Below are 26401 nucleotides of genomic sequence, written 5' to 3'. Positions count from 1 at the left end.
GCGGGATCTTCCGCAGCCTGCTCGTTTTTATCTGCACCCGGTAACCTCCGCACACCGAAAAAGGCTGTCCCGGCGGCAGCCTGGACAGCCTTTCGGCGCTCAATATGACGTTGTCTCCGCTTCCATCTCTTCCTTCACGAAGGGCAGCATAAAGCGGAAAATGGAGCCACGACCCTCTTCACTCTCCACAAAGATGGTTCCGCCCATCAGCTCTACAAGCTGCTTGCAGATGGCGAGGCCCAGACCCGTCCCCCCATATTTGCGGTTAATAAACGGATGCAGCTGCGAAAAGGACTGAAACAGCAGGTTCAGCTTGCTGTCTGCAATGCCTACACCCGTATCACGAACCGAAAACTCCAGCAGATATTCCTGAGAACCCGGCAGCGGAATATTCTTCACCGACAAGGTTACACTCCCCCGCTCGGTGAATTTCAGGGCATTCCCGACCAGGTTTACAATGATCTGCCGCAGCCGGCTGGGATCGGTGGTCACTGCTTCAGGGACACTGGTATCCGCCCACCAGCGCAGGGCCAGCTTCTTCTCCTCTGCCTTGGGCGTGAACAGGTCAATAACATTCTCCAGCATTTCGCGCAGCTCGAAGGTCTCAGACTGCAGCGGCATCTTCCCTGCTTCCATCTTGCTGAAATCGAGAATATCGTTCAGGATTTGCAGCAGACTGTAGCTGCTGCTCCGCAGAATTTCCGCATAGCTGCGCTGCTCCTCCTCAAGCTCTGTCTCCAGCAGTAGATCAGCCATTCCGATCATTCCGTTCATCGGGGTCCGGATTTCATGGCTCATCATCGCCAGGAAATCTGATTTGGCCTGTGCTGCCTGCTCTGCCGATTCCTTCGCCTGAAGAATCTCCCGCTCGTTCGTAATATCACTGAAGGAAACCACTACCCCGCAGATGTTACCGTTGTCCAACAGCGGTGCAATCCGGTAATTAACGAAAAAACTCGTGCCGTCCTTACGCCAGAAAATCCCATCGTTCTTCACGCGGGTAATCCCGTCTTCCAGCGTTTTCCGGAGCGGACTTTCTATCAGGGAGTAGGGGGAAACGCTGCTGCGGATATGCTGAATCTGATCCATTAGATGAACTCCGGCCAGCTCCGAGGAGTCATAGCCCAGCATATCCGCACCTTCACGGTTAATAAAAATGGTACGCCCCTCTGTATCGAGGCCGAATATCCCAGCTGATACGGAATTCAGAATCAGACTCAGCCGCTTATCTTCTGCCATTTCAAGCATTAGCTCCGGCAGTTTAGGATCTCCTGATTCAAGCCCGGTCTGCTCTTCCCTCCCGGTTTCACATCCGGCTGCCGCCAACTCACTGAGCCAGTCCAGCAGCACTCCGGGGAGCAGATCGGAACGGTCATGATGAATAATTGCGAATACACCAGGGATGCCTTCCGCAGATTTCAATGGAACGTAGGAGATAGTGCAGGGAACGGATTCACCTTGGATATCTTCGTCCCCAAGTTCAAAGCTGGAGGTCATCCCTTCGAGGGCTGCTGCAAAATGCGTTTCACCGGGGAGTATCTGGGGGAACTCTTCTCCGTATGCACGAATTCGCCCCAGTCCGCCAGCGCCTACAGCGCTCAAAGTACGGTTACTGTCAACGTAGTTTCCCTGCCTGTCTAGCACAATAATCAAATCAGGATGATGATCGTATAACGCTTTATAAGCGCTTTCCTCAGAAAGCACCCTGCCCAAAATGGCAGCCCAGTCTTTTTGCATAGCCCAACTCCTTCACTGCTCTGAACCTGCTATTGTTATTCCGTAAATGCGGAAATTCTCTGTAATTGTAGAAATTCCTGAATTAAAATCTATTATAGCAAAAAAACCGCTTGTGGTCGCCAAGAAAACACAGGCGCCAAGCGGTTTTTACGGGTATTTCGGACTATCCCTTCAGATCATGCAATGTCCTGATGCTCAATTTTGCGGATGGACAGATAAGCAACAGCCACACCAACCAGTCCGAGAAATAAGGAGACGCCTACCTGGTTGCCCAGCCGGAACTGACCGAAGTCGGAGGATAAGGCGCTTGCGATCAGGATGGCGGACACGATAGTGGCCGGTACTGACTTTTTGCGTAGTCCGAAGAACAACGGAATCAGCCCTATCCCTGCTGAATATACCGCATCCGAAGCAGCCATAGTAATCTGCGACGTAATCAGCTTCAGTGTCACTTCTCCCGTGATAGCATCCTTGATGTAGTGATTGAAGCCGACGAGAGCAGCACTTATCAGCACATTGGAGACGAAGACGGTAATCAGGATGAATAACGACACGATAATTAGTTTGGCTGCCATCAGCTTTTTGCGAGGGATAGGGTACATAAAGAGTAAAGTCACCGTGTTATTTTTATACTCATCAATGACCAGCTTGCTGATCAGAACAGAACCGAAAATCAGAAACGTAATTTTTACAAATATATGCACACCATCAAATACATCGGCATAGGTAATGAATTCGCCGGTATCGTCTATTCCTGTGAATGCAATAAGAATCATAAAGAACAGAATCACCAGATCGGTGATCAGCACAGCCCGGAGCAGGTTGATTTTATTTTTGCGCATTTCAAGCCGGATTAGTTTAAGCAACGACTTCACCCCCCATCAGTTCTACAAAATAATCTTCCAGCGAATGATGTTTCTTGTTCAGACTTTCCAGCTCCACATTAGCCGCTGTGAGTGCCTTGCTCAGCTCAAGCTGCGGGATCGGGTCGTAGATCCGGACCGTGCGGGGACCTATCACTTTGATGTTGCCCAGGCCCAGCGTGTGTGTCAGCACATATACCGCCTTCGTGCTCTCATCTGTAACCAGCTCAATATAGTCGGTATCCCGGCTGCGGATCGTATCCATTGCGACTTCTTCCAGTAACACCCCATCGCGGATGAGGCCGATCGTATCGGCGATCTGTTCAATTTCACCCAGGATGTGGCTGGAGATCAGCAGTGTCATCCCGTATTCACGGCTCAGCATGCGGAATACCTCGCGCAGCTCCTTAATCCCCAGCGGGTCCAGCCCGTTGATCGGCTCATCCAGGATCAGCAGCTCCGGCTTCGTCATCACGGCTCTAGCAATGCCCAGACGCTGCTTCATTCCCAGAGAGAACTGCTTGACTGGCTTTTTGTCGATGCCTGTAAGCTTCACCAGCTCCAACGCTTCCTTCATCGCTTTGGGGTCATAGTAGCCCATATACTCTCCGTGCAGCTCCAGGTTTTCTTTGGCCGTCAGCTTATCATAGAACACCGGATATTCTATAATACAGCCCATACGCTTGAGCATCTCGTAAGAACGCTCAGTCATCTTTTCGCCGAAAAATTCAATCTCGCCCGCAGTCGGTTTGACCAGATTGGTCATCATTTTCATCACGGTTGTTTTGCCGGCCCCGTTCGGTCCCAAAAAGCCGTAAATCTCACCCTGCTTAATGTTCATATTCACGTTATTCACGGCTTCCTTGCCCTCGTAAACCTTGGTTAAGTCCCATGTCCGTAGTATGGTTGTCATTTCCGTTATCCCCTTTGCTTCATTGTTTTCCTTGTTTCTTATATTACAGGGCGGAATTTTCTTTTTTATTACCTGATTCTTACGAAATTCTTAAGCTGTGGTGAACAGTTAAAAATCCAGTCGGCGGAAAGACAGGGTAAAAGATGTTCTAATGTAGGGTTTGCTGGTCAGTTTGATGGTGCCGTTCATCTGCTCGGTCAGTCTTTTGGTGATCGTGAGGCCTAGCCCGCTGCCCTGATATGTCCGGTTACGCGAGTCCTCCAGGGTGTACAGCCGCTCGAAGATTTTATCCTGATGGTCTTCCGCAATGCCCTTCCCCTTGTCCCATACTTCTATGCAGACCTTGTCCGCTTGACTGTACAGGCGCAGACCGAGCACCCCGCCGGCGTCGCCGTAGGAAATAGCATTGGACAACAGATTGCCGAGCACCCGGTCCAGCGCCTCTTCATTACCCATGATGTACAGGGGCTCATCCGGAATATCGATTTGCACTTCGCTGCCTTTAGCGCTGAGAAGTTCATAGAAAGACAGAATATTGCGGCGGCACAATTCACCGATCTCCACCTTGGTCAGCGGAATGTCCTTGTCACCTGACTCCAGCTTAGCCAGATCAAAAAAACGGTTCATCAGCGTAATCACTTCTTCCGCTTTGGCATGAATCGTCCGCAGCATCCTCTCCCGCTCCTCAGCAGGCATGGAATCATCCTGAAGCAGCGTCTCAATATAGCCGAGCACTACTGTCAGCGGGGTCTTGAGATCATGGGAAATGTTGGCCAGCATATGGCGCATGGATTGCTCCTGCTTGGCCATCTCCACCGCACCCTTGTGATTGACATCCAGCAGCGAGTTGAGACTCGCAAGCAACTTTTGCAGCGCAGGATCACTGTTGAACAGAAGCAGCCTCTCGTGCGAGCCCCGGTCCATGATACTCTCCAGCTTGGAATGAATGTACTCCAGCTGGCGTCCGTGCTCCCGCAGCCGCAAATATTGCCACAGGATGACAAGCAGGAGCAGCACAAGCCCCCCGCTAAACAGAATAATCATAACAGCACATCCCCCAGCTTATAACCGATGCCCCATAGCGTTTTGATGTACTCCGGATGGGAAGGATCATCCTCGATCTTCTCCCGCAGTCTGCGCATATGTACGTTAATGACATTCTCATCCCCATAGTAATCATCTTCCCAGACCAGGCTGTAAATCTGCGCCTTCGTGAACACTCTGCCCGGATTCGCGGCGAATAGCTTCAGGATATGAAACTCCTTGGCGGTCAGCTTGACCTCATCCCCATCCTTCAGCGCTGAGAACGTGTCCAGGTTCACCGTCAGGCCGCGCAGCAGAATGACCTTTCCCTGTTCATTGGACGTCACAGCTTCATCTGCTTTGGCACCGGCTGCTGCATAACCCGCCCGGCGGATTGCCGCCTTTACCCGGGCCGCCAGCTCAATCATCGAGAACGGCTTGGTGATATAATCATCCGCACCAAAACCAAGTCCGAGTGCCTTGTCCACATCACTGTCCTTAGCCGACATTATCAGCACCGGCACCAGACTTCCGGCACGGATCGTCTGAAGCACATCCATACCGCTGCGCTTCGGCAGCATCAGATCCAGCAGCACTAGAGCATAGGCTGTGCCGCCGAGAATCTTCCGTTCTGCCGCTTCCCCGTCGAATGCCGTATCTACTTCATAGCCTTCTTTTGCCAAATACGAGCTTACCATTCTGCTTATATCTTCATCATCTTCGATTAGCAGCACACGCTGTTGCACGGCAGTACCTCCCAGAACTCTATCTTTTGTTAAAGTATAGCAATATTATGGTCATTCATAATAGCCTCTGATGTCCGGCAGCTCTTTATAGAGCTTCTCCTCCTGCACCATGCCGATGATGTACCGCGCCAGTGCTGTCATTTCCTTACCGTCTGCGCTCTGGTCACATTCGCTCCACGCAAACTGCTGCTCATGATTATTAATGTCTATTTGCAGCTCATAGCTCACAGACGGCTTGATGTTGCAGGATCCGGTTAATGTTTTGTCCTGCATATAATTGGCCAGCACAAGCTCCCGGAAAATCTTCTGCAGCTGCTCATGAGACAGCTTTAAGTGATCCGCCTCAGCAACAGTGCCGTCCTGGAGATCTTTTACCAGCTTCTCCTGAATGGTATTGATCTCGTTTCTGAGGTTCACCCCGTACTTCAGCACAAATCCGAAATCATCCATCTCTGACAGCTCGAACCCAATCCATAGCAGCGCCGTTTCCGGGTATTCCCCCTCGCAGCCCGTCAGCGTGTATTTCAGCACTGTACTCTCATCCTCGCGGTTAAGTGCTGTACAAACAAATGTCCCTGTCTCTTTAGGGCCAAAATCGTCTTCCGTCGTGTCATAGGCAATAACCAGCTTGCCGCCCTTATACCGCAGTTCCTGAAAAATCGGGCCACCCTCCATGGTGTACTGTATCACCCGCAGGCTTCCGCTTCGCCGCTCCATGAAGTCATCCAGCCGGTCCAGATTCTTAATCTTATAGCCGTGAGAGTAGACAACATCCTCTTGTTCGTTGATCTCATGGCTGAGAGGACCACCCGCCTTTTCCTGATGGAGCAGGGAACAGCCTGATAAGGCGAGCATCAGCAGCAGCCCGGTCAGAACAGTCAACAGAGCCAAGCGAATTTCTGAAATCTTCCTGATCTTCGGCAATCGTCCCCTTGAGCTGATTCGTGACATGCGCATGGATGCCGGTCCTCCTTCAGAATACTGGAAAGGAATGGTTCGTTGTTAAAGTATACCAACCGTTCGCGGTTCTTTCTACTATAGATCAACACTTATAAATGCTGGGGAGCGGGCACGCTGCACCGTAAATAGCTGCTCTAAGTAATTTCAGGTTCATTAAAGGTATCGCGCGTATCATGCTTCTTAAGAACTTAAATGTAGAGGTGATCCTGTAATGACACAAATGGGCAAAAAGAAAACCCTGAGCTTCAAACAAAAAATAGGGATTGGTATTTTAGTATTTCTGCTGGTGGTTGGCGGAGTGGTATATAAGCTGGCAGACCGTTACTTAATCGAGCATGTAGAAGTCGTTGTAGCTGATGAAGCAGCTTCGTCAGACAGTACAAGCGGTACAGCCGGCACCAATGCCACTACTACCACGACTGCCACAACTGCCACGACTGCCGCTGAGGTTAATGCCACTTCAGATGACTGGAGCTACAGTAGCGACGATATCCAGATCAAGATCGACGAGGTGCAGACCGGATCCGGATCCGACCAGATCACTTACTTTGTCGCTGATGTCGTGCTTAAGAATTCCAGCAGCCTGCGTTCCGCTTTTGCCGACAACAGCTTTGGCACGAACATCACAGAGGTGACCTCGGAGATTGCCGCCAGCAACGATGCGCTGTTCGCGATCAACGGCGATTACTACGGCTTCCGTGAAGACGGCGTGATTATCCGTAACGGCACGGTGTACCGGGATGATCCGGTGCGGGACGCGATGGCGCTGTTCGAGGACGGGACGATGCAGACCTATAACGAGGAAGAGATTTCTTCGTCCGAGCTGCTGGCGCAAGGGGTTACCAATACACTCTCGTTCGGTCCGATTCTGATTCAGGACGGCCAGATTACCAGTGATTTCAGCAATGTCAAAATCGACACCAACTTCGGCAACCGCTCGATCCAAAATGCGAATCCGCGGACGGCGATCGGGATGATCGCCCCGAACCATTATGTATTTGTTGTGGTTGACGGGCGCAACGAAGGCTACAGCCGCGGAATGACACTCACCGAGCTTGCAGATCTGATGCAGGATCTCGGTGCCACAGAAGCCTACAACCTCGACGGCGGCGGTTCATCCACCATGTATTTCATGGGACGGGTCGTCAACAACCCGCAGGGCAAAAACCAGGAACGCGGTGTCAGCGACATACTTTATATTAAGGAGTGACCAATATGATAACTATACTAATTCCTGCGTATGAACCAGACGAACGGCTGCTGGATTTGATTATCAAGCTGCAAGATTATCAGCTCGGCTCCATTGTCATTGTGGATGACGGCAGCGGCCCGGCTTACCGCGGACTCTTCCAGACTGCTGAAGCCTTTGGCTGCGATGTCCTGACTCATTCGGTCAATCTCGGAAAAGGACAGGCTCTAAAGACCGGCTTCAAGTATATTCAGGAGGCCAGACTGCCCGGCTATGTAGTCTGCGCAGACAGCGACGGGCAGCATCTGCCCCATGACATCAAGCGGATTGCTGATATCCTGCTGAACCAGCCCACCCCCGGGATTGTGCTGGGCAGCCGCCGCTTCAGCGGAAAGATTCCGCTGCGCAGCCGCTTTGGAAACTCGGTGACAAGAGGGGTTTTCTCCCTCACCACAGGCACGAAAATCTATGATACCCAGACCGGCCTGCGCGGCTTCTCCCCCTCCATGCTGGGTTGGCTCTGCCAGATTCCGGGGGACCGGTTCGAGTACGAAATGAATATGCTGCTGACCGCCCACAAGGAGGGCTATAAAATCACTGAAGAGTTCATTGATACCGTGTATCTTGACCACAATAAATCGTCCCATTTCCGGCCGCTTGTCGACTCTTTCCGGATCTATCTGCCGATTCTGATGTTCAGCACCTCTTCGCTGCTGTCCGGCCTGCTCGACTTCACGCTGCTGTTCCTGTTCCAGAGTCTCACCCATAACCTGTTCCTGTCCGTAGCCGCTGCGAGATTATGCAGCTCGGTCTTCAACTACTCCGTCAACCGTAAATATGTCTTCACCGGCGGCAAGAAGTCAAGGCTCCAATCTTTGCCTAAATACTTCTCTCTCGTAATCCTCGTGCTGCTGTTCAATTACGGGCTGCTCTACTTCTATAATGAGCAGCTGATCATCCCGCTGGTCGCGGCTAAGATCCTTACCGAAATTTCGATCTTCCTGTTCAGTTACTGGGCACAGCGGAAGTTTGTGTACTGAATGTAATAATAAGCTCTCAGGCTACGATGGTTATCGTTAGCCGGGGAGCTTATTTCTGCTGACTGTCCATGTTTATTGAATGATAAACAGCAGGTGATTGCACTTTCTGCAATAGATTACTCCTATGCCTGAGGTAAAATCGTATTCTGCTGTATTTCATACAATTGATTGTTGGATTTCCGGGTTCAAAAGCCTCTCTCCGGGAAATCTCCTGCACAAAGTGCAATAGAATCTATATTCAGGCTAATTCGGGTGCAATCTGCTGTAGCAAATGCAATAGAAAGTGTAGGTGATATAGATTAAAGCGGGAAAATCGGCAATGAGGTGCTGGGCATCATACTCTCCCCCCACCCCCCATATACTTGTATAAGAACAGTTCCGGACGCAGCTGCGGAACTTCTGCGGCGCAGTAAGAATAAGTTGCAGCAAACACAGCAAGCTGGAGGGAGAGAAGGATGCATGCCTCAAGAAGATGAGATAAAAGCACTGGAGCGGGCGATTGCCGAGATCACGGAGATCGCTACCGGGTTCGGGCTCGATTTCTACCCGATGCGTTATGAAATATGCCCCGCCGATATTATTTATACCTTCGGTGCCTACGGGATGCCGACCCGGTTCGGACACTGGAGCTTTGGTAAAACCTTTCATAAGATGAAGTCGCAATATGACTTCGGACTCAGCAAAATTTACGAGCTCGTCATTAACTCCAATCCCTGCTATGCCTTTCTGCTGGACGGCAACTCACTGATCCAGAATAAGCTGATCGTCGCCCACGTCCTGGCGCACTGCGATTTCTTCAAAAACAATATGCGCTTCTCCATGTCCAACCGTGATATGGTTGAGAGCATGTCTGCCACAGCCGACCGGATAGCCGGATATTCGGTGACCTACGGGATTGATACCGTGGAGAGCTTCATCGACTCGGTGCTGGCAATTCAGGAGCATATCGACCCCAGCCTGATCCAGCCGCGCAAGCTGGGCAAAACCCACCTGCTGGAAGCCAAAATGAAGGAGCACAAGGATGCCCCGGCAGGCGGAGCCGCTGAGGAGAATGCCTACAGCGAGCTCTGGAAGCTGGATCAGGCCCAAGCCGGACCTGCAGCGCCCGATGCAGCCGGAAAACGCACCTTCCCGCCAGAGCCGGAGAAGGATATTGTCTGGTTCATCCAGCAGTATTCGACGACGCTGGAGGATTGGCAGCGCGACATTATGACCATGCTGCGGGACGAAATGCTCTATTTCTGGCCGCAGATGGAGACGAAGATCATGAACGAAGGCTGGGCCTCCTACTGGCATCAGCGCATCATGCGCGAGCTGGACCTGACTCCTGAGGAGACGATTGAGTACTCGAAGCTAAATTCGTCGGTGGTGCAGCCTTCACGCCAGAGTCTGAACCCTTACTACCTGGGCCTCAAAATCTTCGAGGACATCGAACGCCGCTGGGACCGTGACAAAATCTTCGAGGTCCGCGAGCTCGACTCCGACATCTCGTTTATCCGCAGCTACCTGTCCAAACAACTGGTTAACGACCTTGACCTCTATGTGTTCGAGAAAAAAGGCCCGGAATGGAAAATCACCGACAAAGCCTGGGAAAATGTGCGCGACCAGCTCGTGCTGGCCCGGGTCAACGGCGGCTCTCCCTACCTGGTTGTCCAGGATGCCGACTACGAGCGCAATGGCGAGCTGATGATCGCCCACCGCTACGAGAGCATTGAGCTGGATCTGAAATACCTGGAGCGTACCCTCCCGCACATTTATGCCCTCTGGGGCCGCACCGTCCACCTGCAAACCGTTGTCGAAGACAAAAAAGCCCTTTTTACCTATGACGGCAAAAAGGTGCAGCGGAAGTTTTTGTAGCAGAATTATGGGCACGATCAGCACGTTTCCTTAGCGGAAAATGCGCAGAACCGTGCCCTTTTCTTTTTAATATAGTGAATTTACGAACTTCACCTCCGGGAAGCGGCTATCCGGTCCCTTCATTAAGATTCCGCCTTGATTTTTCAGATACATGTCGAAGAAATCCAGCATATAGGCATTAATAACGGAGTCCGCTCTTTCGGGCTCAATCTTTCCTGTAATGCCCAGCATTTTGAAAACCGGTGAAATGAACTGTACGTTAGTAAAATTTAAATGCTCCGTATTTTCGATATATAGGACTTGCCCCCCTGCGTCAACTGTTTCACGCATCCGTTCAAGCTCCAGCTTTTTATCTTCCGTGACTTGGTCCTCCCACTCTCTAGTTGAGCCCATATGCTTAAGCTCTGCATCCGTGTAGACCCGGTTATCCATCACCCTTATTAATTTTTCGGAATAGCTTTCCGAGTTAATGAACAAAAATGGCTTTCGCAGACCCTCTCTGTCACGCAGCCGGTAAAGCCCTCCATCAAGGTCTATGCCAACCGCGATCCGCGGATCGTAAGCAGCGTCATAAGCCGTCGCTCCGCCGATGGAATGACCGAACACCCCGACATGACCGAGATCAATCTTCCCTTGCAAATGACTTGGAATCTGCCCCGATTGGATGAGCCCGAATTGGTCCAGTGCAAACGCCACATCCCCGGTTAAGACTTTTCCCAGCTTGTCGCGAATTTCTCTTCCTGTCCGGTAATCATCGTCGGGGGAGAATAAGTCGTTGGTTGTGCTGGTCGTGATTCGCCCGTCCGGAAACTCGGTGGCAAATGTATTGTAGGTGTGGTCGATGACTGCCACGATATATCCGTGACTTGCGAGATATTCGGCTTGCGACGTGTGGAGGAACCTGGAGGAGCCATTGCCCGGATTCGCAAGGATCAGCGGGTATGAAGTCTGTGCTGAAGAGGCTTCGGCCTCTGAATAAGTATGACTGGATACGTACCTCAGGTGCCCAAAAGTAAACCCGGGAAGTCCATAGTCCGCGGCCATATAACGTAAAATCCGGGGTTCAGGAATAAAGGGAGCATACTTGGCGGTGCCGGCTTGAGCCGGATACCATACCTGAACCATTAATTCTCTATGATCCTCACTGTTTTCGCCGAAAGTCTCTTTCCTATGGGTATCCACGAAATGAAAAGTATGCGTTCCTACCTTAAATTCGCCTGTCGGTTCAGGTAGTTTAAATACAGGAAAAGCATACATGAGAACCGCTGTTACGGCCAGCATTACCGCAATAGCGGTATAAGCTGCACCCAACATGAATCGCGGAATTTTTCTGGGGCCGTTTTTCTTAAAAAAGCTATAACCTGAAACCGCTAAAAAAAGGAGCGTTATACAATATGGGAACAATAGCTGAACTCTGTATCCTTCCACCGTCCAATGAATGAACAGTAAAAGTGTAGCGATCCCGCTTGCAACGAATACTGGAATTCTACGCCGCCCTTTTGTTAATAGGACTGTTAATGCAAACAAGCCGATGTTTGATAAAAAAAGCAACAGTTCAAACAGTCTCATCCCGATTCTCCTTTTTAAACTCTCTATTTTTATTTGTTCCAATCTTATCCTCAGAGATCGGCCTAAGCTATCGATTTACCTTACATTAATCTTACAAGTATGAAATTTGCTTGCGGGATGGGAGGACCCGTAAAATGGTATCTCATCAGCTTGAAAGAGTGCCGCTTAAGGTTATAATTGTTTACAGCTGAACCTAATCCAGCCTATTCAAACCATAGAAACACAGTAAGTTCCAATCGCTCCTCGGAGACGGCATGCTGGTGTTTTTTCAAATCAGAAAAGGAGCCAAATCTATGTTTAGTATCCTGATTGTAGAAGACGATCTCAAGCTGGCGCAGCTGCTTCAATCCTATGTGGAGAAATACGGGTATCGGGCTGAAGCGGTCCAGGAGTTCGACCGGGTTATGGAGGTGTTCCAGAGCATTCGTCCGGATCTCGTGCTGCTGGACGTCAATCTGCCCCGTTACGACGGCTACTACTGGTGCAGGCAAATCCGGACGGTCTCTACCTGCCCGATTCTGTTCATCTCCGCCCGCGACGGCAAGATGGAGCAGGTTATGGCGCTGGAGAACGGGGCGGACGATTATATCGCCAAGCCCTTCGATTATGAAGTGGTCATGGCCAAGATTAAGAGCCAGCTTCGCCGTGCTTACGGCTCATACGCCCTGAGCAAGAGGGAACGGACCGTGGAATGCGCAGGACTCGTGCTCTATCCCGAAAGGCTTGAGCTGACCTTATCCGGCAAAACCGTAGATCTCAGTCATAAAGAATCGTTGCTGATCGAAACACTGATGGAAAACAGCTCCAAGGTGGTCAGCCGCGACTATCTTCTGGACAAACTGTGGAACAGTCAACAGTTAGTTGACGACAACACGCTTAATGTCAATATCACACGGATCCGCAAAAAATTATCCGAGCTCGGCGTTGAAGAAGCGCTGGAAACCGTGCGGGGAGCCGGATATAAACTGCGGCCTTTTTGGAGGGAGGAGTCATGAGGCTGTTTTGGAGAGAGCAGGCTCCGTTAATCTTTATGTATGCCGGACAGCTCCTGCTGACTGTTTATATGTGCCGCTTATCCGGTTTCCGGAATACCAACGATCTTATATACATCTGTATGGTAAATACGGCCTTATTCGCGTTTTACTTGATATACCGTTATATCCGCCATTACCGGTTTTACCGGAGGCTGACTCGTCCGCTTCTGTCCATTGACGAATCGGCCGAATTTGTCGGGAACGCACCGCTCGCGGATGCACTTGGGCATCTGCTCCAGGGAAAGTATCGTCTGTATCAGAACGATATCCAACAATACCGTAAAAAGCTAAACGATCACATCACCTTTATCAATCAGTGGGTGCACCAGATGAAAACCCCGCTATCCGTTATGCACCTTGCGGTTCAGAATGAAACCGACCCCTTCTTTGACAGCATTCGAGAGGAAATAGATAAGCTGGAGAAGGGGCTTGACACAGTGCTGTATACCTCACGCTTGGATGCGTTCGAGCAGGATTTCGTGGTGGAGCCGGTGCATCTTCATCAGCTGGTCGGGAAAGTGGTGGCTGAACACAAAAATTTATTTATCCGCAACAAGGTCTTCCCGGAAATCCAGGTCGATGACCGGCTGATGGTCATGTCCGATGACAAGTGGCTTGCATTCGCACTCGGCCAATTAATCACCAATGCGGTGCGGTATTCGGCAGGCGTAAGCAGCCGCATCCTGATTAGCTCTGATATACGCGGACAGCAAGCCGCTCTTGAGATTCGGGACAATGGCGCGGGAATCCCGAAACAGGATATCAAGCGGGTGTTCGATGCCTATTTTACAGGGGAAAACGGAAGACGCTTCGGTGAATCCACCGGGATGGGTCTCTACCTGGTTCGGGAAATCGCCTCGCGGCTTGATCATCACGTCGAAATTGAATCCGAGCAGGGACAAGGGACTGCAGTACGTATATGGATGGGAATCACGCATGTTCAAGCTTCATGAACATGCGTGTTTTTTATTACAGCATTGTAAGTTTTGTTTAAGAATAATCGATGGGATATTGGCTGAGGAGCGGTTATGATTATGCGGGAGGGCTTGGGGATTCGAAATTCCGGCCGTATGAAAGGAAGAATGCTTGATATGGATATGTTAATCGTGCGCAATCTGGGAAAAGTTTATGATGGCAGCATCGCGTATAGGGCGATGAGCGATATGAACCTGGTTGTCGGGAAAGGCGAATTTGTCGGCATTATGGGTCCTTCCGGCAGCGGCAAAACAACACTGCTGAACGCAGTATCCACAATCGACACGCCTACCTCCGGAGAAGTGTTGATTAATGGGGAAAACCCCCACTTGTTATCCAAACATGATCTGGCCCTGTTCCGCAGACGGAAGCTGGGCTTTGTCTTTCAGGATTTTAATTTGCTGGATACGCTGACCATCGGGGAAAATATCATCCTCCCTCTTACGCTGGACGGGAAAAGTGTGAAAGAAATGGACGCCAGGCTTCAACCGGTGGCCGAAAAACTGGGCATCACCGAAATTCTGAATAAACGAACCTATGAAGTGTCGGGAGGGCAACGGCAGAGGGCTGCCATTGCAAGGGCCATCATTCATTCCCCTTCGCTGCTGCTGGCCGATGAGCCGACGGGAAATCTCGATTCCAAATCTTCACGGGATGTAATGGAAATGATGGAGGCTATCAACGATACCGATCAAACGACCATGTTGCTGGTCACCCATGACGCTCTAGCTGCCAGCTACTGCCACCGGGTCGTATTCATTAAGGACGGCCGGCTCTATAATGAATTTTACAGGGGGAACAACCGCCAGACCTTCTTCCAGCAGATTATCGATATGCTTTCGCTAATGGGAGGGAATGCACATGACCTTTCACCGCTTCGCGTTCATTAAGAGGAGTTCACGGCGTATCCTGTCCATGATGACCATTCCGCTAATAAGTCGGGAGGGGCAATAAATGACGTTGCGACAATTTGCCCTCCGGAATGTTAGCCGGAACAAACGGACATATGCCGCTTTTTTTCTGAGCAGCACGTTTTCGGTGATGATCTTTTTCATGTATGCTGTTTTTATTTTTCACCCTGCCATTAAAAATTCCGGTTTCAATGGGGCGGCGGTTGAGGCAATGACGGTTGCGGAATATATCGTATATGTGTTCTCCATCTTCTTCGTACTCTATTCCGGCAGTGCCTTCCTGAAATCCCGCAAACGGGAATTTGGAGTGCTCATCATGCACGGCATGACCTACAATCAGCTGCGACAGATCGTCTTTATCGAAAACATGGTGATCGGTTTCGCTTCCATTGTGGCAGGTCTTACCGCCGGTATGCTGTTCGCCAAGCTATTCATGATGATTGGAGCCGATGTGATGCACATGAGCCCGCTGCCATACTACATGCCTGGCACAGCCATTCTGCTCACTCTTTCCGCATTCGTGCTGTTGTTTCTCGTCATCTCCGCGTTCACAGCTGTATTCGTAAGGGCCAGCAAGCCGATCGATCTGCTGAAAAGCAGCGCCAAACCGAAGCCTGAGCCTAAATCATCCGTTTTTCTTTCAATTATAGCGTTCTGCCTTCTTCTTGGCGGATATATCATATCGTTCCAGGTTAAAGGTCCCACTGTCGTTTTCGCTCTTGTGCCGGTGACGGTCCTAATCATCATCGGCACTTACTTTTTGTACACACAATTAAGCGTGTTTGTGATCCGCACGTTAAGAAGCAACCGCTCAATCTTTTTGCGCAAAACGAATGTGCTCGTTTTATCTGACATGGCTTACCGCATGAAGGACAACGCCCGTATGTTCTTTCTCGTGACGGTCGTTTCGACAGTCGCCATTTGCGCTATGGGCGGCTTGATGGGATTTCTGGAAACCATCCACAAACAAATCTCGGCTGCGTACCCGTTCGCCTATAATTACATCCAAACCACCGGCGATGCCGGGCAGGCAGCCTATCACACGAAAATAATCGAACAAGTGCTCAAAGAACGGCAAATTCGTTATGATAAATTGTCTGTCCATGTAGCGAGCTTCGATTCGATAAATGGACAATCCCTGAACATCATCCGCCTGTCCGAGTATACCAAGCTTGCCAAAGCCTTGGATTACCCGGTACTGTCGCTGCAGGGAAATGAAGCCGCGACCATCTGGACCATGAAAAACCGGCCTTTTCCGGAACACGAGTGGTCAGTAAAGGGAACATCCATCACATTCCACATGAAACAAACCGTCGGAAAGGCGGTCACGCCTCCCATGATCGATGAACCGCTGTTGATCGTTTCGGATCGGATGTTTGACTCGTTGGGCTATCCCAGAAAAGAACAGCTTTTAACCAGTTACAATACGGACAGCGCCGATTCAACGGCAGACACGGGTGAGGCCATCGCCGGGCAGCTCGGATATGCAGAACCCTCCGGTTTTTGGTTCGCATCTTCTGCCTATTTGGAGGAACAGATGAAGCGAACCTATAATCTGATGCTTTTCGTCGGGTTGTTTGTCAGTTGCGTATTTTTTGTTGCATCGGGAAGCTTTCTATATTTCCGGCTGTTTACCGACCTCAATGATGACAAGCAGAAGTACCTTTCCCTATCGAAGATTGGGTTGACCGGCAAGGAGCTTGAGAAGGTGGCAACTCTACAGCTGGCGCTGTTGTTTTTCGTACCGCTCGCGGTCGCGCTCATCCACAGCTCCGTTGCGCTCTACGCTCTCCATAACCTGTTTCATTCACCTGTGATTCATTCGGCCATTACGATCTTTATCGTTTTCCTTGCCGCGCAAATCCTGTATTTCCTGCTGATCCGTGCCCGTTATTTAGAGCATTTGAAACACTCAGCGGGCTTTAACTGATTGCCCTAATTTGTGTAAGGTCCGCCGATTATCATTCTTTGAAGCTACTCTTCCAGGAAAAACTGCATGACACGGTCGGCACTGCCGGGAAGCCATTCATGTCCAAAATCCGGATAGACGACCAGCTGCTTCGGTGAAATGATTTTGTTATACGCTGCAAACTGGGTGGAAGGCGGACAGATGGTATCCATCAGGCCGGTGAAAAATAAAACCTCCCCTTGGATACGGGGGGCCAAATACTGCAGATCAATATAACCCAGCTTCTCGAAAATCTCATCCTCGCGTTCATGCAGCGGATCAAATTTACGGAAAAAGATATTTAGCTCCTGATAGGCATCCTTGTCCAGGTCCATTTCCCATACACGCTTGTAATCGCACAGAAACGGATAGGTAGGTGCGAGTTTTGTTACCCGGGGCTCCAGGGCAGCACAGGCAATCGTAAGCGCGCCTCCTTGGGAGCCGCCTGTTGCATATACACGCTGCGGATCAACCCCCGGCAGGTCAAAAGCAATTCTGGCTAACTGGACGGTATCCAGATAAATATGGCGGAACAGCAGGTTATCAGGATGATCATCCAAGCCGCGGATAATATGACCATTATGGGTGTTGCCCTTCACGCCTCCTGTATCCTCTGAAGAACCGCCCTGCCCCCGGCAGTCGAGCGCCAAGACCGAGAAGCCCAGCGAAGCATACGCCAGCTTGTCCTGCCAGTCGCCGGAGTCACCGGTGTATCCGTGGAATTGCAGAATCGCCGGCTGCGGCGTGTCCACCTTTTTGGGGCGAATGTATTTGGCATGAATGCGAGCCCCCCGCACTCCCGTAAAATAGAGATCGAAGCATTCAGCCTGAGGGGTCTGAAAAGCGCTTGGAATCAACTCAAGATTGGCCTCTACAGCTTCAAGCTCTTCCAAAGCCCGCTCCCAGTAAGCATCGAAATCTGCCGGCCGCGGATTCCTTCCCTCATACTTCTTCAACTGTTCAAGCGGCATATCAACTAATGGCATTTACGAACATTCCTTTCGGCATGGGTTATTTCCCAAATAATTTTTCCTAACCTATTATAGTGCCAGCCGGAAATGATTGGTATTAGATGATCTTACGAATGTCATTTGAAAAAGAAAAAGCTGCAATAGGCCCGCCAGCACGGTTACGTGCGCTGCGGGCCTAACTACGGCTGCCACCCCCGGCAGCCGGTAAAATAGGAATAATACAAGGCAAATGCTGCCCAGTGAGCGTAACGGAGGGAATTTTGGAACTGTAGGAGCGATAGCGTCCGCCTGAAAGCTTTCCGTAGGAAAGCTCGCATCGGAAGCATAGGCTAAGGTTGGATTTCCACCGCTGCACAGCGGCTCAAATCAAGAAATCCAACCTTAACAGCGGCCGGAAGTCCAAACATTCCCGCAGTGTAGCTTATACACCCGGGCAGCATTTGCAGCCGTGCAGTTAAATTCCTATTTTCCCGCCCGCCCCCTCACCGGAATATAAATCTCCATCACCGTATCGATCCGCGAATGGCAGCGTTCATCGTAGAACTCAAAATTCAGCTTGCCCTCGTCGTAGACATAACCGCTGTCCTTAAACCACTCTTCAAAAATGTACTTCCAGGTGCTCTTGATCACCTGTACAAAATCTTCCTGCTTCGAACCCCCCGAGGTATCAACTGGCGGCGTGGTGAACACCGCATATTCGGCCTCCGGCACTTCAGCTGTCAGCATATCCGGCGTGACCCTGGAGAAATCGTCCACAATCACACCCAGCAGGTAAGTGGCATTGCCGCTGTCAAAAGACGGAACACACAGCCCCACTTCGCCATGCCTCGGGGGATCGAGAATGTCGTACATTTTCGACTCCAGATTCTCGCCTTCATAATGGATCCAGAAGGACGCAATATCCTTCGTATAATTGCCTCCGGCCACATTCGTTTCAATACCATAGCCTGCGACCTTAAAAGCCGGCTTACTCACTATTACAGGATTCATGATATAACCTCCCATTTTAAACTTTGGGACATCTTGAAGATAACCGGCCATCCGCGCCGCATATTGTGAGGGGGGGTAACCATACGCTTTGCGGAATGCCTTCGTAAACCCGCCATGAGTCTCGAAACCATAATCCAGCGCAATATCGGTCACGCTCCGCCCTTTGAACAAATCCACCGCCGCCAAAGACAGCTTCCGGCTTCGCACGTATTCCATCACTGACATCTCCCTGCACAGGCTGAACACACGGCAGAAATGATACGGCGAATATCCGGCCACCGCGGCAATTTGTCCTGCAGTCAGATTTTCCTTAATATTCTCCTCAATATATTCAATGCATTTCTCTATATCCTTACTGTAATTCACTGAGCAACCCAGCCTTTCCCGTACGGTAATTTTATTATAGCAACTGCATCACGGGAGAACTGTTCCTATTTTGCTGTATATAAAAAGGATGTCCCTGCTGAAAACAAGGTATCATTTCATCCCCTTGATGAATAGGCTACTTTAAACCTATTGATAACAATGGAGGAATCTTGGATGACCCTTGAGAACGAAAACCCGGTCTCGTCAAATTACCAGTACAGCTATCTCCGGACTGCCAGTCAGGCATCTTTTCCCTACGCCCACTACTTTCATCACTACCGCTCAGACAGCGGCCCGGCAGACCTGCCTGCAGCAGAAAATTCAGGCACAACCGCCAAGCAGCTGGCCGACGGGTATTTAAATGCAAGTGCAGGCAGCGGGCAGGGGATCCACCTGAAAACCGGCGGCGAAGTCGGCGGCAAGCATGGAGTAGGCCTGAATACAGGCGGACATGTAGCAAAAGACGGCGCGGAGCTCTACGCGAATGGGCATCTTGGCGGCGCCTCCTATGGAATTCAAGCGCAGGGCAACGCCCATCTCGACACGCAAAAAGGGCTTGGAATCGATACGGGAGCTGCGGCCTTCGGCAAATACGGAGTTTCTGCACAGGCTAAAACACAGATCGGCGGCGGCCAGGGGGCTGGCTTTCATACCGGGGCCAATGTGGGAGGAGCGTACGGGCTTCAAGCGGATGCGGAAGGTCACTTAGGTATCAGCCAAGGTGCAGGCTTCAATGCCGGACTGCAGCTCGGCGGACAGAATGGACTCGGAGCCCAGGCTCAGGCACAGCTCGGAGGCGGTCAAGGCGCAGGCCTCGGAGTTACCGGACAATTAGGCAGCTATAACGGCGGCCTGGGGTTCACCGTCGGCGGATCTAAGGAGAAGGATTCCAGCCACGGGAAGGAATAACACACTCACTGAACACATCATCAATAAAGGGAATATCTCAAAGCCAGAAACAGCGGCTTCGGGATATTCCCTTTCACATGCCTAGGTCACCTAGCAGTTCGCGGATTTCACTCCAGTTGCAGAGACTTCGATGTTATGAAATTTCAATTACTTTCAAGGAATTTTTCTAGTGCCTGCTCCATTAAATTTTTGAAATGCTCTGAATTTTCGCCGAAGTAGTCTAAGTCATTTAATTGACTTTGCGTAATTTGACGCTCTTCAAATGAGGTATCATTGGATAGTTTGTCGACATTAAATTTCCCTTGGTAAGAGCCACAAATAGCGAACTTCCCTGGTTCAACTTCTCTTAGAAATAAAAGGTATGAATCTGCATTATTCATCTTTACGTATCCTTCTAAGGTTTCATATACATTATTAATAAGAGCACCATCTTCAGATACGAGAATTTGGTCTCCTTCGTGGCCTTATTCGTGATCTCATCCACATTTTCATAATAAACCAGTTTGGCTTGGTCTGAGTTTAATTTGTAAGTATTTTGAACTTGAGGTGCACTACTCATTGGATAGGTATCAACCTCTGCATTCTGCACTCCAAGGATAATAGCAGCAGCCGCTGCCAAAGTAATGGGGATGGCAATTAATTTTTTATTCATTTCGGCATCTCTCCAAGTAAATAGAATACCAAGGATTAAAAATATGGTTTGAAACTACGCAACGCGAAAAAAGCGTACCCCTATGGACGGGAGGTACGCTTTTTGTATTCATCCAGATCTATGAATCCTTAGCGGTTCAGCAGGCTTCCGACATATTTCAGCAGCTCATTCGCGCAGATCGGGCAGTAGTTATGCTCGTCAATCAGTCGTCTACTTACCTCATTGATGCGTTTGAGCTGGCTTTCATCCGGCGTTTTGGAGGAGGTGGTGATCTTGACAATATCCTTCAGGTCGGTGAACAGCTTTTTCTCAATCGCCTCACGCAGCCGGTCGTGGTTATTGTATTCGAACTTTTTGCCTTTGCGGGAATATGCCGAAATGCGGATCAGGATTTCTTCGCGGAACGCCTTTTTGGCATTTTCGGAAATTCCGATCTGCTCCTCAATCGAGCGCATCAGCCGCTCATCCGGTTCCATCTCCTCATCGGTCAGCGGATCGCGGATTTTACTCCAGTTGCAGAACGCTTCAATGTTGTCGAGATAGTTCTCAAACAGCGTTTTGGCCGATTCTTCAAAAGAGTAGACGAAGGCCTTCTGCACTTCGCTTTTGGCCAGAATATCATATTCCTTGCGGGCGATGGAAATAAAGTTCAGGTACCGCTCGCGTTCCTCCTTCGTGATCGAAGGATGCTGATCCAGCCCGTCTTTGATGGCCCGCAGCACATCCAGCGCGTTCATGCACTGCAGGTCGCCTTTGATAAGAGCACTGGAAATCCGGTTGATCACATACCGCGGGTCAATGCCGGACATGCCTTCATCCAGGTATTCCGACTGCATTTCCTTAAGATCGGCTTCTTTGTAGCCCTCTACCTCTTCCCCGTCGTACATCCGCAGCTTTTTGATCAGGTCCATCCCCTGCTTTTTGCTGTCCTTCAGGCGCGTCAGGATGGAGAAAATCGCAGCGGCCCGCAAGGCGTGCGGGGCAATATGCACATGCTTCATGTCACTCTGGGCGATCAGCTTGGCGTAGATTTTTTCCTCTTCCGACACTCTAAGGTTGTAAGGCACCGGCATGACGATCATACGGGACTGGAGCGCCTCATTCTTTTTGTTGGAGATGAAGGATTTGTACTCCGTTTCATTCGTATGGGCGATGATCATTTCATCCGCCGAAATCAGTGCGAACCGGCCCGCCTTGAAGTTGCCTTCCTGGGTCAGCGAGAGCAGGTTCCAGAGGAATTTCTCGTCGCACTTCAGCATTTCCTGGAACTCCATCACCCCGCGGTTGGCCTTATTCAGCTCCCCGTCGAAGCGGTAGGCCCGCGGATCGGATTCCGAGCCGTATTCGGTAATGGTGGAAAAGTCGATGCTGCCGGTTAGATCGGCGATATCCTGCGACTTCGGATCAGACGGACTGAAGGTCCCGATGCCGATGCGCTCTTCTTCCGAGAGAATCACACGCACGACTTTGACCTGTTCAATGTCGCCGCGGTATTCATTTTTGAGCCGCATTTGGCAGGAGGGGCACAGATTGCCCTCAATGCGTACCCCGAGTTCCCGCTCAATCTCCGGGCGCAGCTCCAGCGGAATCAGGTGCAGCGGATCTTCATGCATCGGGCAGCCTTCAATCGCATACACCGCTCCTGCATCCGTCCGTGAATATTGCTCCAGACCCCGTTTCAGCAGAGTTACCAGTGTCGATTTACCGCCGCTGACCGGTCCCATGAGCAGCAGGATCCGTTTGCGGACGTCGAGACGGCGGGCGGCAGAATGGAAATACTCCTCCACCAGCTTCTCTACCGCACGGTCGAGCCCAAAAATCTCCTGTTCAAAAAACTTATACCGTTTGCGTCCGTTGATGTCTTCTACGCCGTGTGACTTGATCATGTCGTATACGCGGGAATGAGCCGTTTTAGCGGGAGAGGGGTCTTTTTTCAATAGTTCTATATAGTCCTTGAAGGTGCCGCTCCACGCCAAACGGTCGTTCTCAGCCCGATACGAAGCTATACGCTCAAAAATATCCATTGCTCGCTGCCTCCTCTTGCGCTCCTACTTGCTCGATTGGCTTTAAAAGTGTATTACATACCTATGCGGCGAGCCCGGAATAGTTGACCTCTTTTTTGCTGTGCTATAATAGAGAATCATTAAAAAAAACTAGAACTTCACATATAATGTTAAATTAGGCGCAGGAGTGAGTACGATGGCAGTAAAACATGAAACGGAGCTTTACGCTCCTTTGAAGGCTTTTTTTGAGCGTCAGGGCTATTCGGTCAAAGGCGAGGTACGGACCTGCGATCTGGTCGGCCTGCGGGAGGGGGAGGAGCTGCCGCTTATTGTCGAGATGAAAAAAACGTTCAACCTCGCCCTGCTGCTGCAGGGAGTTGAACGACTGCGCCTCAGCCCCAATGTCTACCTCGCCGTGGAACGCGTCCGTGACAAAAAAGGCGCGGTGAACCAGCGCTGGGGCGAGCTCAGCGGGCTGTGCCGCCGCCTCGGCCTCGGGCTGATCACTATCGTCTTCTACAAGACGAAGGCCCCGCTGGTCGAGGTGCTCGCGGAGCCGGGCGACGCGCCGCCCCAGGTCCGCAGCGGCGCGCGGCGGCGCGAGAAGCTGCTCTATGAGTTCCGCGAGCGCAGCGGGGACTACAACACCGGCGGCAGCACGCGCGTCAAGCTCGTGACTGCCTACCGTGAGAAGGCGCTGCGCGTCGCGCTCGCGCTGCAGGCTGCTGAGGCCGAAGCCGCGCTCGGCCTCTTGGATGGGCGCGCTAAGCGGAGCCGCGCGCCTAAGGCAGGCGCAGCAGCGCCTGCAGAAGGCCCGGCGGCTGCGCAGGCCCGGGCCGGCATCACGCCCGCCGAGCTGCGCCGGCGGAGCGGTGTGCCCGGCGCTGCGGCGATGCTGCAGCGCAACTACTACGGCTGGTTCACCCGGGTGAACCGCGGCCGCTACGCGCTGACGCCGGCGGGAACGGCGGCGCTGCTGGAATATGCTGCGATCACTGAGGCCAGTGCGGGCAAGGTCTAGAAGCTTCAGCCCCAGCAACCATAATGACAACATCCATCAGTACCATAAGTAATAGCAGCACGTAAGTTGTATCTGCACATCAGAATCATCAACCAATGTCGCGGTAATTCATTTGCTTTGAAACAAAAAGCAAGCCCTCGTATTACCAAGGGCTTGCTAAGCAATCGTAATTCACTTCAATCTCATTCCGGGAGTCTGTTTTTTGAGTTCTACTGTATTTCGTACAACAGAATCCGGCTTAAAGAGGGAGAAATTCGATTCTATTGTATTTTGTGCAATTAAATCCCACAAATCCAGCCCTCATCTGCGGTTTTCCGGAAATCTGCTGTACAAAGTGCAATAGAAACTATTTGTGAAGCCGGAACTGGCGAATCTGTTGCATAGAATACAGCAGATGGGAGTCGCCAAAGCCAGCCATGTCATTTTACAGATAGGCATTTACGAATTCCCTCATACGAATTTCCTCTCCCCGTATCGCCTTTCCCTCTGCATTTTTTTACCTTCCATTCGTCTTCCTGCTCCCCGCTTCCCTGCCGCAGCCTTATTATCGCAAGCATGCAGCAACCCTAGGCTGCAAGCCCCTCAGCTCCGCGCTGTAAACTCCGTGACCGCCTCACTCATCAGGTTCATCCCCAGCAGCAGCTCATCCCGGCCGGGATGGCTGAAGTTAAGACGGATGCGGTTGCCGCCGCCATTTACACTGCATAGCTGGCCCGGCAGGAACGCGACCCCCTTGGCCAGCGACGCTTTGAGCAGTGTCATTGCATCAAGCCCTTCCGGCAGGGAGACCCACAGGAACATGCCGCCCTCGGGAAGCGCATAATCACTATGCTTCCAAGCCGGACGCTTCAGCAGCTCCGCCATTAGTTTCAGGCGGGTGTTGTATTCACGGTTCAACAGAGCGATATGCTCACGCAGATCAAATGCCGTTACATCCAGCAGATGATGCAGCAGCCGCTGGTTCAGCAAGCTGGACTGCCAGTCAGCCATCTGCTTGGCAGCAGTCATCATCCCGACCAGCTCCCGGCTGCCGGCTGCCCAGCCTGTCCGCAGGGCCGGCGCGACCGTCTTGCTGAATGAGCCGATGTAGAGCACATGCCCGCCTTGGCTGACATTCTCCAGCGCATACAATGACGGATACCGCACGGCAGGAGATCCGCCGGTACCGGCCCGCTGGAAATGCAAATCGCCATAGGAATCATCCTCTACGATCAGCACGTTATTCCGGATGCACAGCTCGAGCACTTCCTTGCGCCGATCCAGACTCCAGAGGATCCCGCTCGGGTTCGTGTAGCTCGGGGTTGCGAACAGCATTTTGGGCCGGTGCTGGCGGATCTGGGTGCGAAGATGATCAGGCAGCAGCCCATCCCGGTCTCCCTGTACCGGAATAATGACAGCCCCCTGCATGCGGAGTGCCTGCAGAAAGCCCGGAGAAGTCGGATTCTCCACCAGTACACGGTCGCCGGGATCGATATAGACCCGGGACAGCAAATCGATAGCTTGTTGACTTCCCGTTGTCAGAAGAACTCCGCCCTCCGGGGCAGCCACTCCTTTTCCCTTCAGCCAGTCCCCGGTTAGCCAGTCCCGCAGCGGACCATAGCCCTCAGGATCGCCATATTGCAGCGCACTGGCATCCGCCGATATTACGGTAGAGGCCGTTTCCGCAAGCAGCGATAATGGGAACAATTCTTCAGCAGGCAGTTCTTCTGCCAGAGAGATTAATGTGCTGCGCCGCGTCTGTGTCCGGATACTAAGCAGAGGTGAAGATAGCAATGTATGCGCGCGGGCAGAAAATTCATATTTCATATGTCCCCCCCTTCCCTGGTACCAAGAATATTCCAGCCCGGACGGCAATATGTCGCAAAGGCAGGGACTACGCGTAGATTTGCTTATTTTGCCTTGAGAAAAGCGCATACTTCTCGATAGCCTGGGCCCGAGTCGTAACGTCAAGCTTTACATAGATTTTCCGAAGGTAGTTATCGATGGAACGACGGCTTACCTCTATCTCCAGAGCGATCTTGTCGTAAGTAATTCCTTGTACAATCCGCTCCATTATGAACATTTCAGTCTGAGTCAGCTGCATAACACCTTCCAGACTCCGTGTCGAGGTCACCGGACGGTATCCCCTTTGAATCCACTTCAGCGGAACCGACAGGAAACCTTCGCGCAGACTTTCGATCATTAAGAGCAGCTGGTTGGAGGAAGCTCCTTTGGACAGGACACCGCTGGCTCCGAGCTCCAGCAGGGGCTGGAATAATTCCTTGTCATCCTCTTCGGTCATGATGATGAAATGTGAATGCTCTGAACTATTTTTCATCTCCGGCAGCACGGTTTCCACATTGCCCTCAGGCATTTGATAATCTGCCAGTACCAGATCCGGCTTCATTTCCAGCACTTCTCTAACGGCCTCGCTCCAGGTGGAATACATCCCCTGAACGATAAGTCCTCCCCCCTCCTCCAATATCAGCTTTGTACCCAGCATACTTGTGGGATGACAACCCACGATGACCACCCGCCAAACCTTCATCATTAACGCCCAGACCTCCTGCTATCTATATATTTACCCAGAGTGGAAAGCACTTTACGTTTCCGGCTACCACGGAAGCAAGGATGGTTGATGACTTATTGTTAGTTTCTTCCTTCTTTTACCTTGAATACGCCACTCAGATATTCCAATCTATAGAAATTGTATCGCAGTAGTTTAATAGGATGCAATTACTTTTT

Annotated in this window: 23 protein-coding genes; 9 read left to right on the top strand and 14 right to left on the bottom strand. The window is 51.2% G+C overall.

What is annotated here, in order from left to right; all coding sequences use genetic code 11:
* Window positions 1–99 precede the first annotated feature (99 nt).
* The 6 genes from QU597_RS09280 to QU597_RS09255 all read right to left on the bottom strand — a co-directional run bounded on the left by QU597_RS09280 (window position 100) and on the right by QU597_RS09255 (window position 6239).
* Window positions 100–1737: an ATP-binding protein gene (locus tag QU597_RS09280; protein WP_310832379.1), complete on the bottom strand. Its 1638-nt coding sequence runs from the start codon at window positions 1735–1737 to the stop codon at window positions 100–102.
* A 176-nt stretch (window positions 1738–1913) separates the two neighbouring features.
* Window positions 1914–2612, bottom strand: a complete 699-nt coding sequence (locus QU597_RS09275) for an ABC transporter permease (RefSeq protein ID WP_310832378.1) — start codon at window positions 2610–2612, stop codon at window positions 1914–1916.
* Window positions 2596–3513, bottom strand: coding sequence for an ABC transporter ATP-binding protein (locus QU597_RS09270; RefSeq protein WP_310832376.1), 918 nt, complete (start codon window positions 3511–3513; stop codon window positions 2596–2598). The genes QU597_RS09275 and QU597_RS09270 overlap by 17 nt, the downstream gene beginning before the upstream one ends.
* 108 nt (window positions 3514–3621) lie before the next feature.
* A complete protein-coding gene (locus QU597_RS09265; protein ID WP_310832375.1) occupies window positions 3622–4557 on the bottom strand; it encodes a sensor histidine kinase in 936 nt (311 codons plus the stop codon).
* Window positions 4554–5282: a response regulator transcription factor gene (locus tag QU597_RS09260; RefSeq protein WP_310832374.1), complete on the bottom strand. Its 729-nt coding sequence runs from the start codon at window positions 5280–5282 to the stop codon at window positions 4554–4556. The genes QU597_RS09265 and QU597_RS09260 overlap by 4 nt, the downstream gene beginning before the upstream one ends.
* 51 nt (window positions 5283–5333) lie before the next feature.
* Window positions 5334–6239 carry a DUF4362 domain-containing protein gene (locus QU597_RS09255; protein ID WP_310832373.1) on the bottom strand — a complete coding sequence of 302 codons (906 nt, stop codon included), beginning with the start codon at window positions 6237–6239 and terminating at the stop codon, window positions 5334–5336.
* A gap of 214 nt (window positions 6240–6453) precedes the next feature.
* Between QU597_RS09255 and QU597_RS09250 the strand changes: the two genes are divergently transcribed.
* The 3 genes from QU597_RS09250 (at window position 6454) to QU597_RS09240 (ending at window position 10328) form a co-directional block, all read left to right on the top strand.
* Window positions 6454–7452, top strand: a complete 999-nt coding sequence (locus tag QU597_RS09250; RefSeq protein WP_310832372.1) for a phosphodiester glycosidase family protein — start codon at window positions 6454–6456, stop codon at window positions 7450–7452.
* A gap of 5 nt (window positions 7453–7457) precedes the next feature.
* The gene (locus QU597_RS09245; RefSeq protein ID WP_310832371.1) at window positions 7458–8471 is read left to right on the top strand and encodes a GtrA family protein; all 1014 of its coding nucleotides are present in this window, start codon (window positions 7458–7460) and stop codon (window positions 8469–8471) included.
* Between the two features lie 459 nt (window positions 8472–8930).
* Window positions 8931–10328: a SpoVR family protein gene (locus tag QU597_RS09240; protein WP_310832370.1), complete on the top strand. Its 1398-nt coding sequence runs from the start codon at window positions 8931–8933 to the stop codon at window positions 10326–10328.
* A gap of 66 nt (window positions 10329–10394) precedes the next feature.
* Here QU597_RS09240 and QU597_RS09235 read toward each other — a convergent pair whose 3' ends face one another.
* Window positions 10395–11897: an alpha/beta hydrolase family protein gene (locus QU597_RS09235; RefSeq protein ID WP_310832369.1), complete on the bottom strand. Its 1503-nt coding sequence runs from the start codon at window positions 11895–11897 to the stop codon at window positions 10395–10397.
* A gap of 293 nt (window positions 11898–12190) precedes the next feature.
* Here QU597_RS09235 and QU597_RS09230 point away from each other — a divergent pair, with 293 nt between their 5' ends.
* From QU597_RS09230 to QU597_RS09215, 4 genes are all read left to right on the top strand, one after another.
* Window positions 12191–12892 carry a response regulator transcription factor gene (locus QU597_RS09230; RefSeq protein WP_310832368.1) on the top strand — a complete coding sequence of 234 codons (702 nt, stop codon included), beginning with the start codon at window positions 12191–12193 and terminating at the stop codon, window positions 12890–12892.
* Window positions 12889–13884 carry a sensor histidine kinase gene (locus QU597_RS09225; protein WP_310832367.1) on the top strand — a complete coding sequence of 332 codons (996 nt, stop codon included), beginning with the start codon at window positions 12889–12891 and terminating at the stop codon, window positions 13882–13884. The genes QU597_RS09230 and QU597_RS09225 overlap by 4 nt, the downstream gene beginning before the upstream one ends.
* Before the next feature lie 138 nt (window positions 13885–14022).
* Window positions 14023–14796, top strand: coding sequence for an ABC transporter ATP-binding protein (locus QU597_RS09220; protein ID WP_310832366.1), 774 nt, complete (start codon window positions 14023–14025; stop codon window positions 14794–14796).
* A 64-nt stretch (window positions 14797–14860) separates the two neighbouring features.
* Complete coding sequence (locus tag QU597_RS09215) at window positions 14861–16747, top strand: FtsX-like permease family protein (protein WP_310832365.1); 1887 nt, start codon at window positions 14861–14863, stop codon at window positions 16745–16747.
* Window positions 16748–16791: 44 nt separating this feature from the next.
* Here the strand turns inward: QU597_RS09215 and QU597_RS09210 are convergent, their stop codons facing one another.
* On the bottom strand, window positions 16792–17751 hold the full coding sequence (locus QU597_RS09210) for an alpha/beta fold hydrolase (protein WP_310832364.1): 960 nt from the start codon (window positions 17749–17751) through the stop codon (window positions 16792–16794).
* A gap of 447 nt (window positions 17752–18198) precedes the next feature.
* Window positions 18199–19092 carry an AraC family transcriptional regulator gene (locus QU597_RS09205; protein ID WP_310832363.1) on the bottom strand — a complete coding sequence of 298 codons (894 nt, stop codon included), beginning with the start codon at window positions 19090–19092 and terminating at the stop codon, window positions 18199–18201.
* Window positions 19093–19266: 174 nt separating this feature from the next.
* Here QU597_RS09205 and QU597_RS09200 point away from each other — a divergent pair, with 174 nt between their 5' ends.
* Window positions 19267–20001 (top strand): hypothetical protein, encoded by a 735-nt coding sequence (locus QU597_RS09200; RefSeq protein ID WP_310832362.1) that lies wholly within the window; start codon window positions 19267–19269, stop codon window positions 19999–20001.
* 143 nt (window positions 20002–20144) lie between these two features.
* Here QU597_RS09200 and QU597_RS09195 read toward each other — a convergent pair whose 3' ends face one another.
* The 3 genes from QU597_RS09195 to QU597_RS09185 form a co-directional block, all read right to left on the bottom strand.
* Window positions 20145–20381: a hypothetical protein gene (locus tag QU597_RS09195; protein ID WP_310832361.1), complete on the bottom strand. Its 237-nt coding sequence runs from the start codon at window positions 20379–20381 to the stop codon at window positions 20145–20147.
* Window positions 20382–20395: 14 nt separating this feature from the next.
* Window positions 20396–20653, bottom strand: a complete 258-nt coding sequence (locus QU597_RS09190) for a hypothetical protein (RefSeq protein WP_310832360.1) — start codon at window positions 20651–20653, stop codon at window positions 20396–20398.
* 128 nt (window positions 20654–20781) lie between these two features.
* Window positions 20782–22677 carry a PrkA family serine protein kinase gene (locus QU597_RS09185; RefSeq protein WP_236333691.1) on the bottom strand — a complete coding sequence of 632 codons (1896 nt, stop codon included), beginning with the start codon at window positions 22675–22677 and terminating at the stop codon, window positions 20782–20784.
* 175 nt (window positions 22678–22852) lie between these two features.
* On the opposite strand from QU597_RS09185, the gene QU597_RS09180 reads away from it, so the two are divergent.
* Window positions 22853–23677, top strand: a complete 825-nt coding sequence (locus tag QU597_RS09180; protein ID WP_310832359.1) for a DUF2161 family putative PD-(D/E)XK-type phosphodiesterase — start codon at window positions 22853–22855, stop codon at window positions 23675–23677.
* A gap of 582 nt (window positions 23678–24259) precedes the next feature.
* Here the strand turns inward: QU597_RS09180 and QU597_RS09175 are convergent.
* Both QU597_RS09175 and QU597_RS09170 read right to left on the bottom strand, forming a co-directional pair.
* Window positions 24260–25483 carry an aminotransferase-like domain-containing protein gene (locus QU597_RS09175; RefSeq protein ID WP_310832358.1) on the bottom strand — a complete coding sequence of 408 codons (1224 nt, stop codon included), beginning with the start codon at window positions 25481–25483 and terminating at the stop codon, window positions 24260–24262.
* Window positions 25484–25550: 67 nt separating this feature from the next.
* Complete coding sequence (locus QU597_RS09170) at window positions 25551–26207, bottom strand: response regulator transcription factor (protein WP_310832357.1); 657 nt, start codon at window positions 26205–26207, stop codon at window positions 25551–25553.
* Between the last annotated feature and the right edge of the window lie 194 nt (window positions 26208–26401).

Origin of the sequence: Paenibacillus pedocola, assembly GCF_031599675.1 — a bacterium.
Taxonomy (GTDB): Bacteria; Bacillota; Bacilli; order Paenibacillales; family Paenibacillaceae; genus Paenibacillus_AQ; species Paenibacillus_AQ pedocola.
This window is presented reverse-complemented; position numbering and strand designations above follow the sequence as displayed.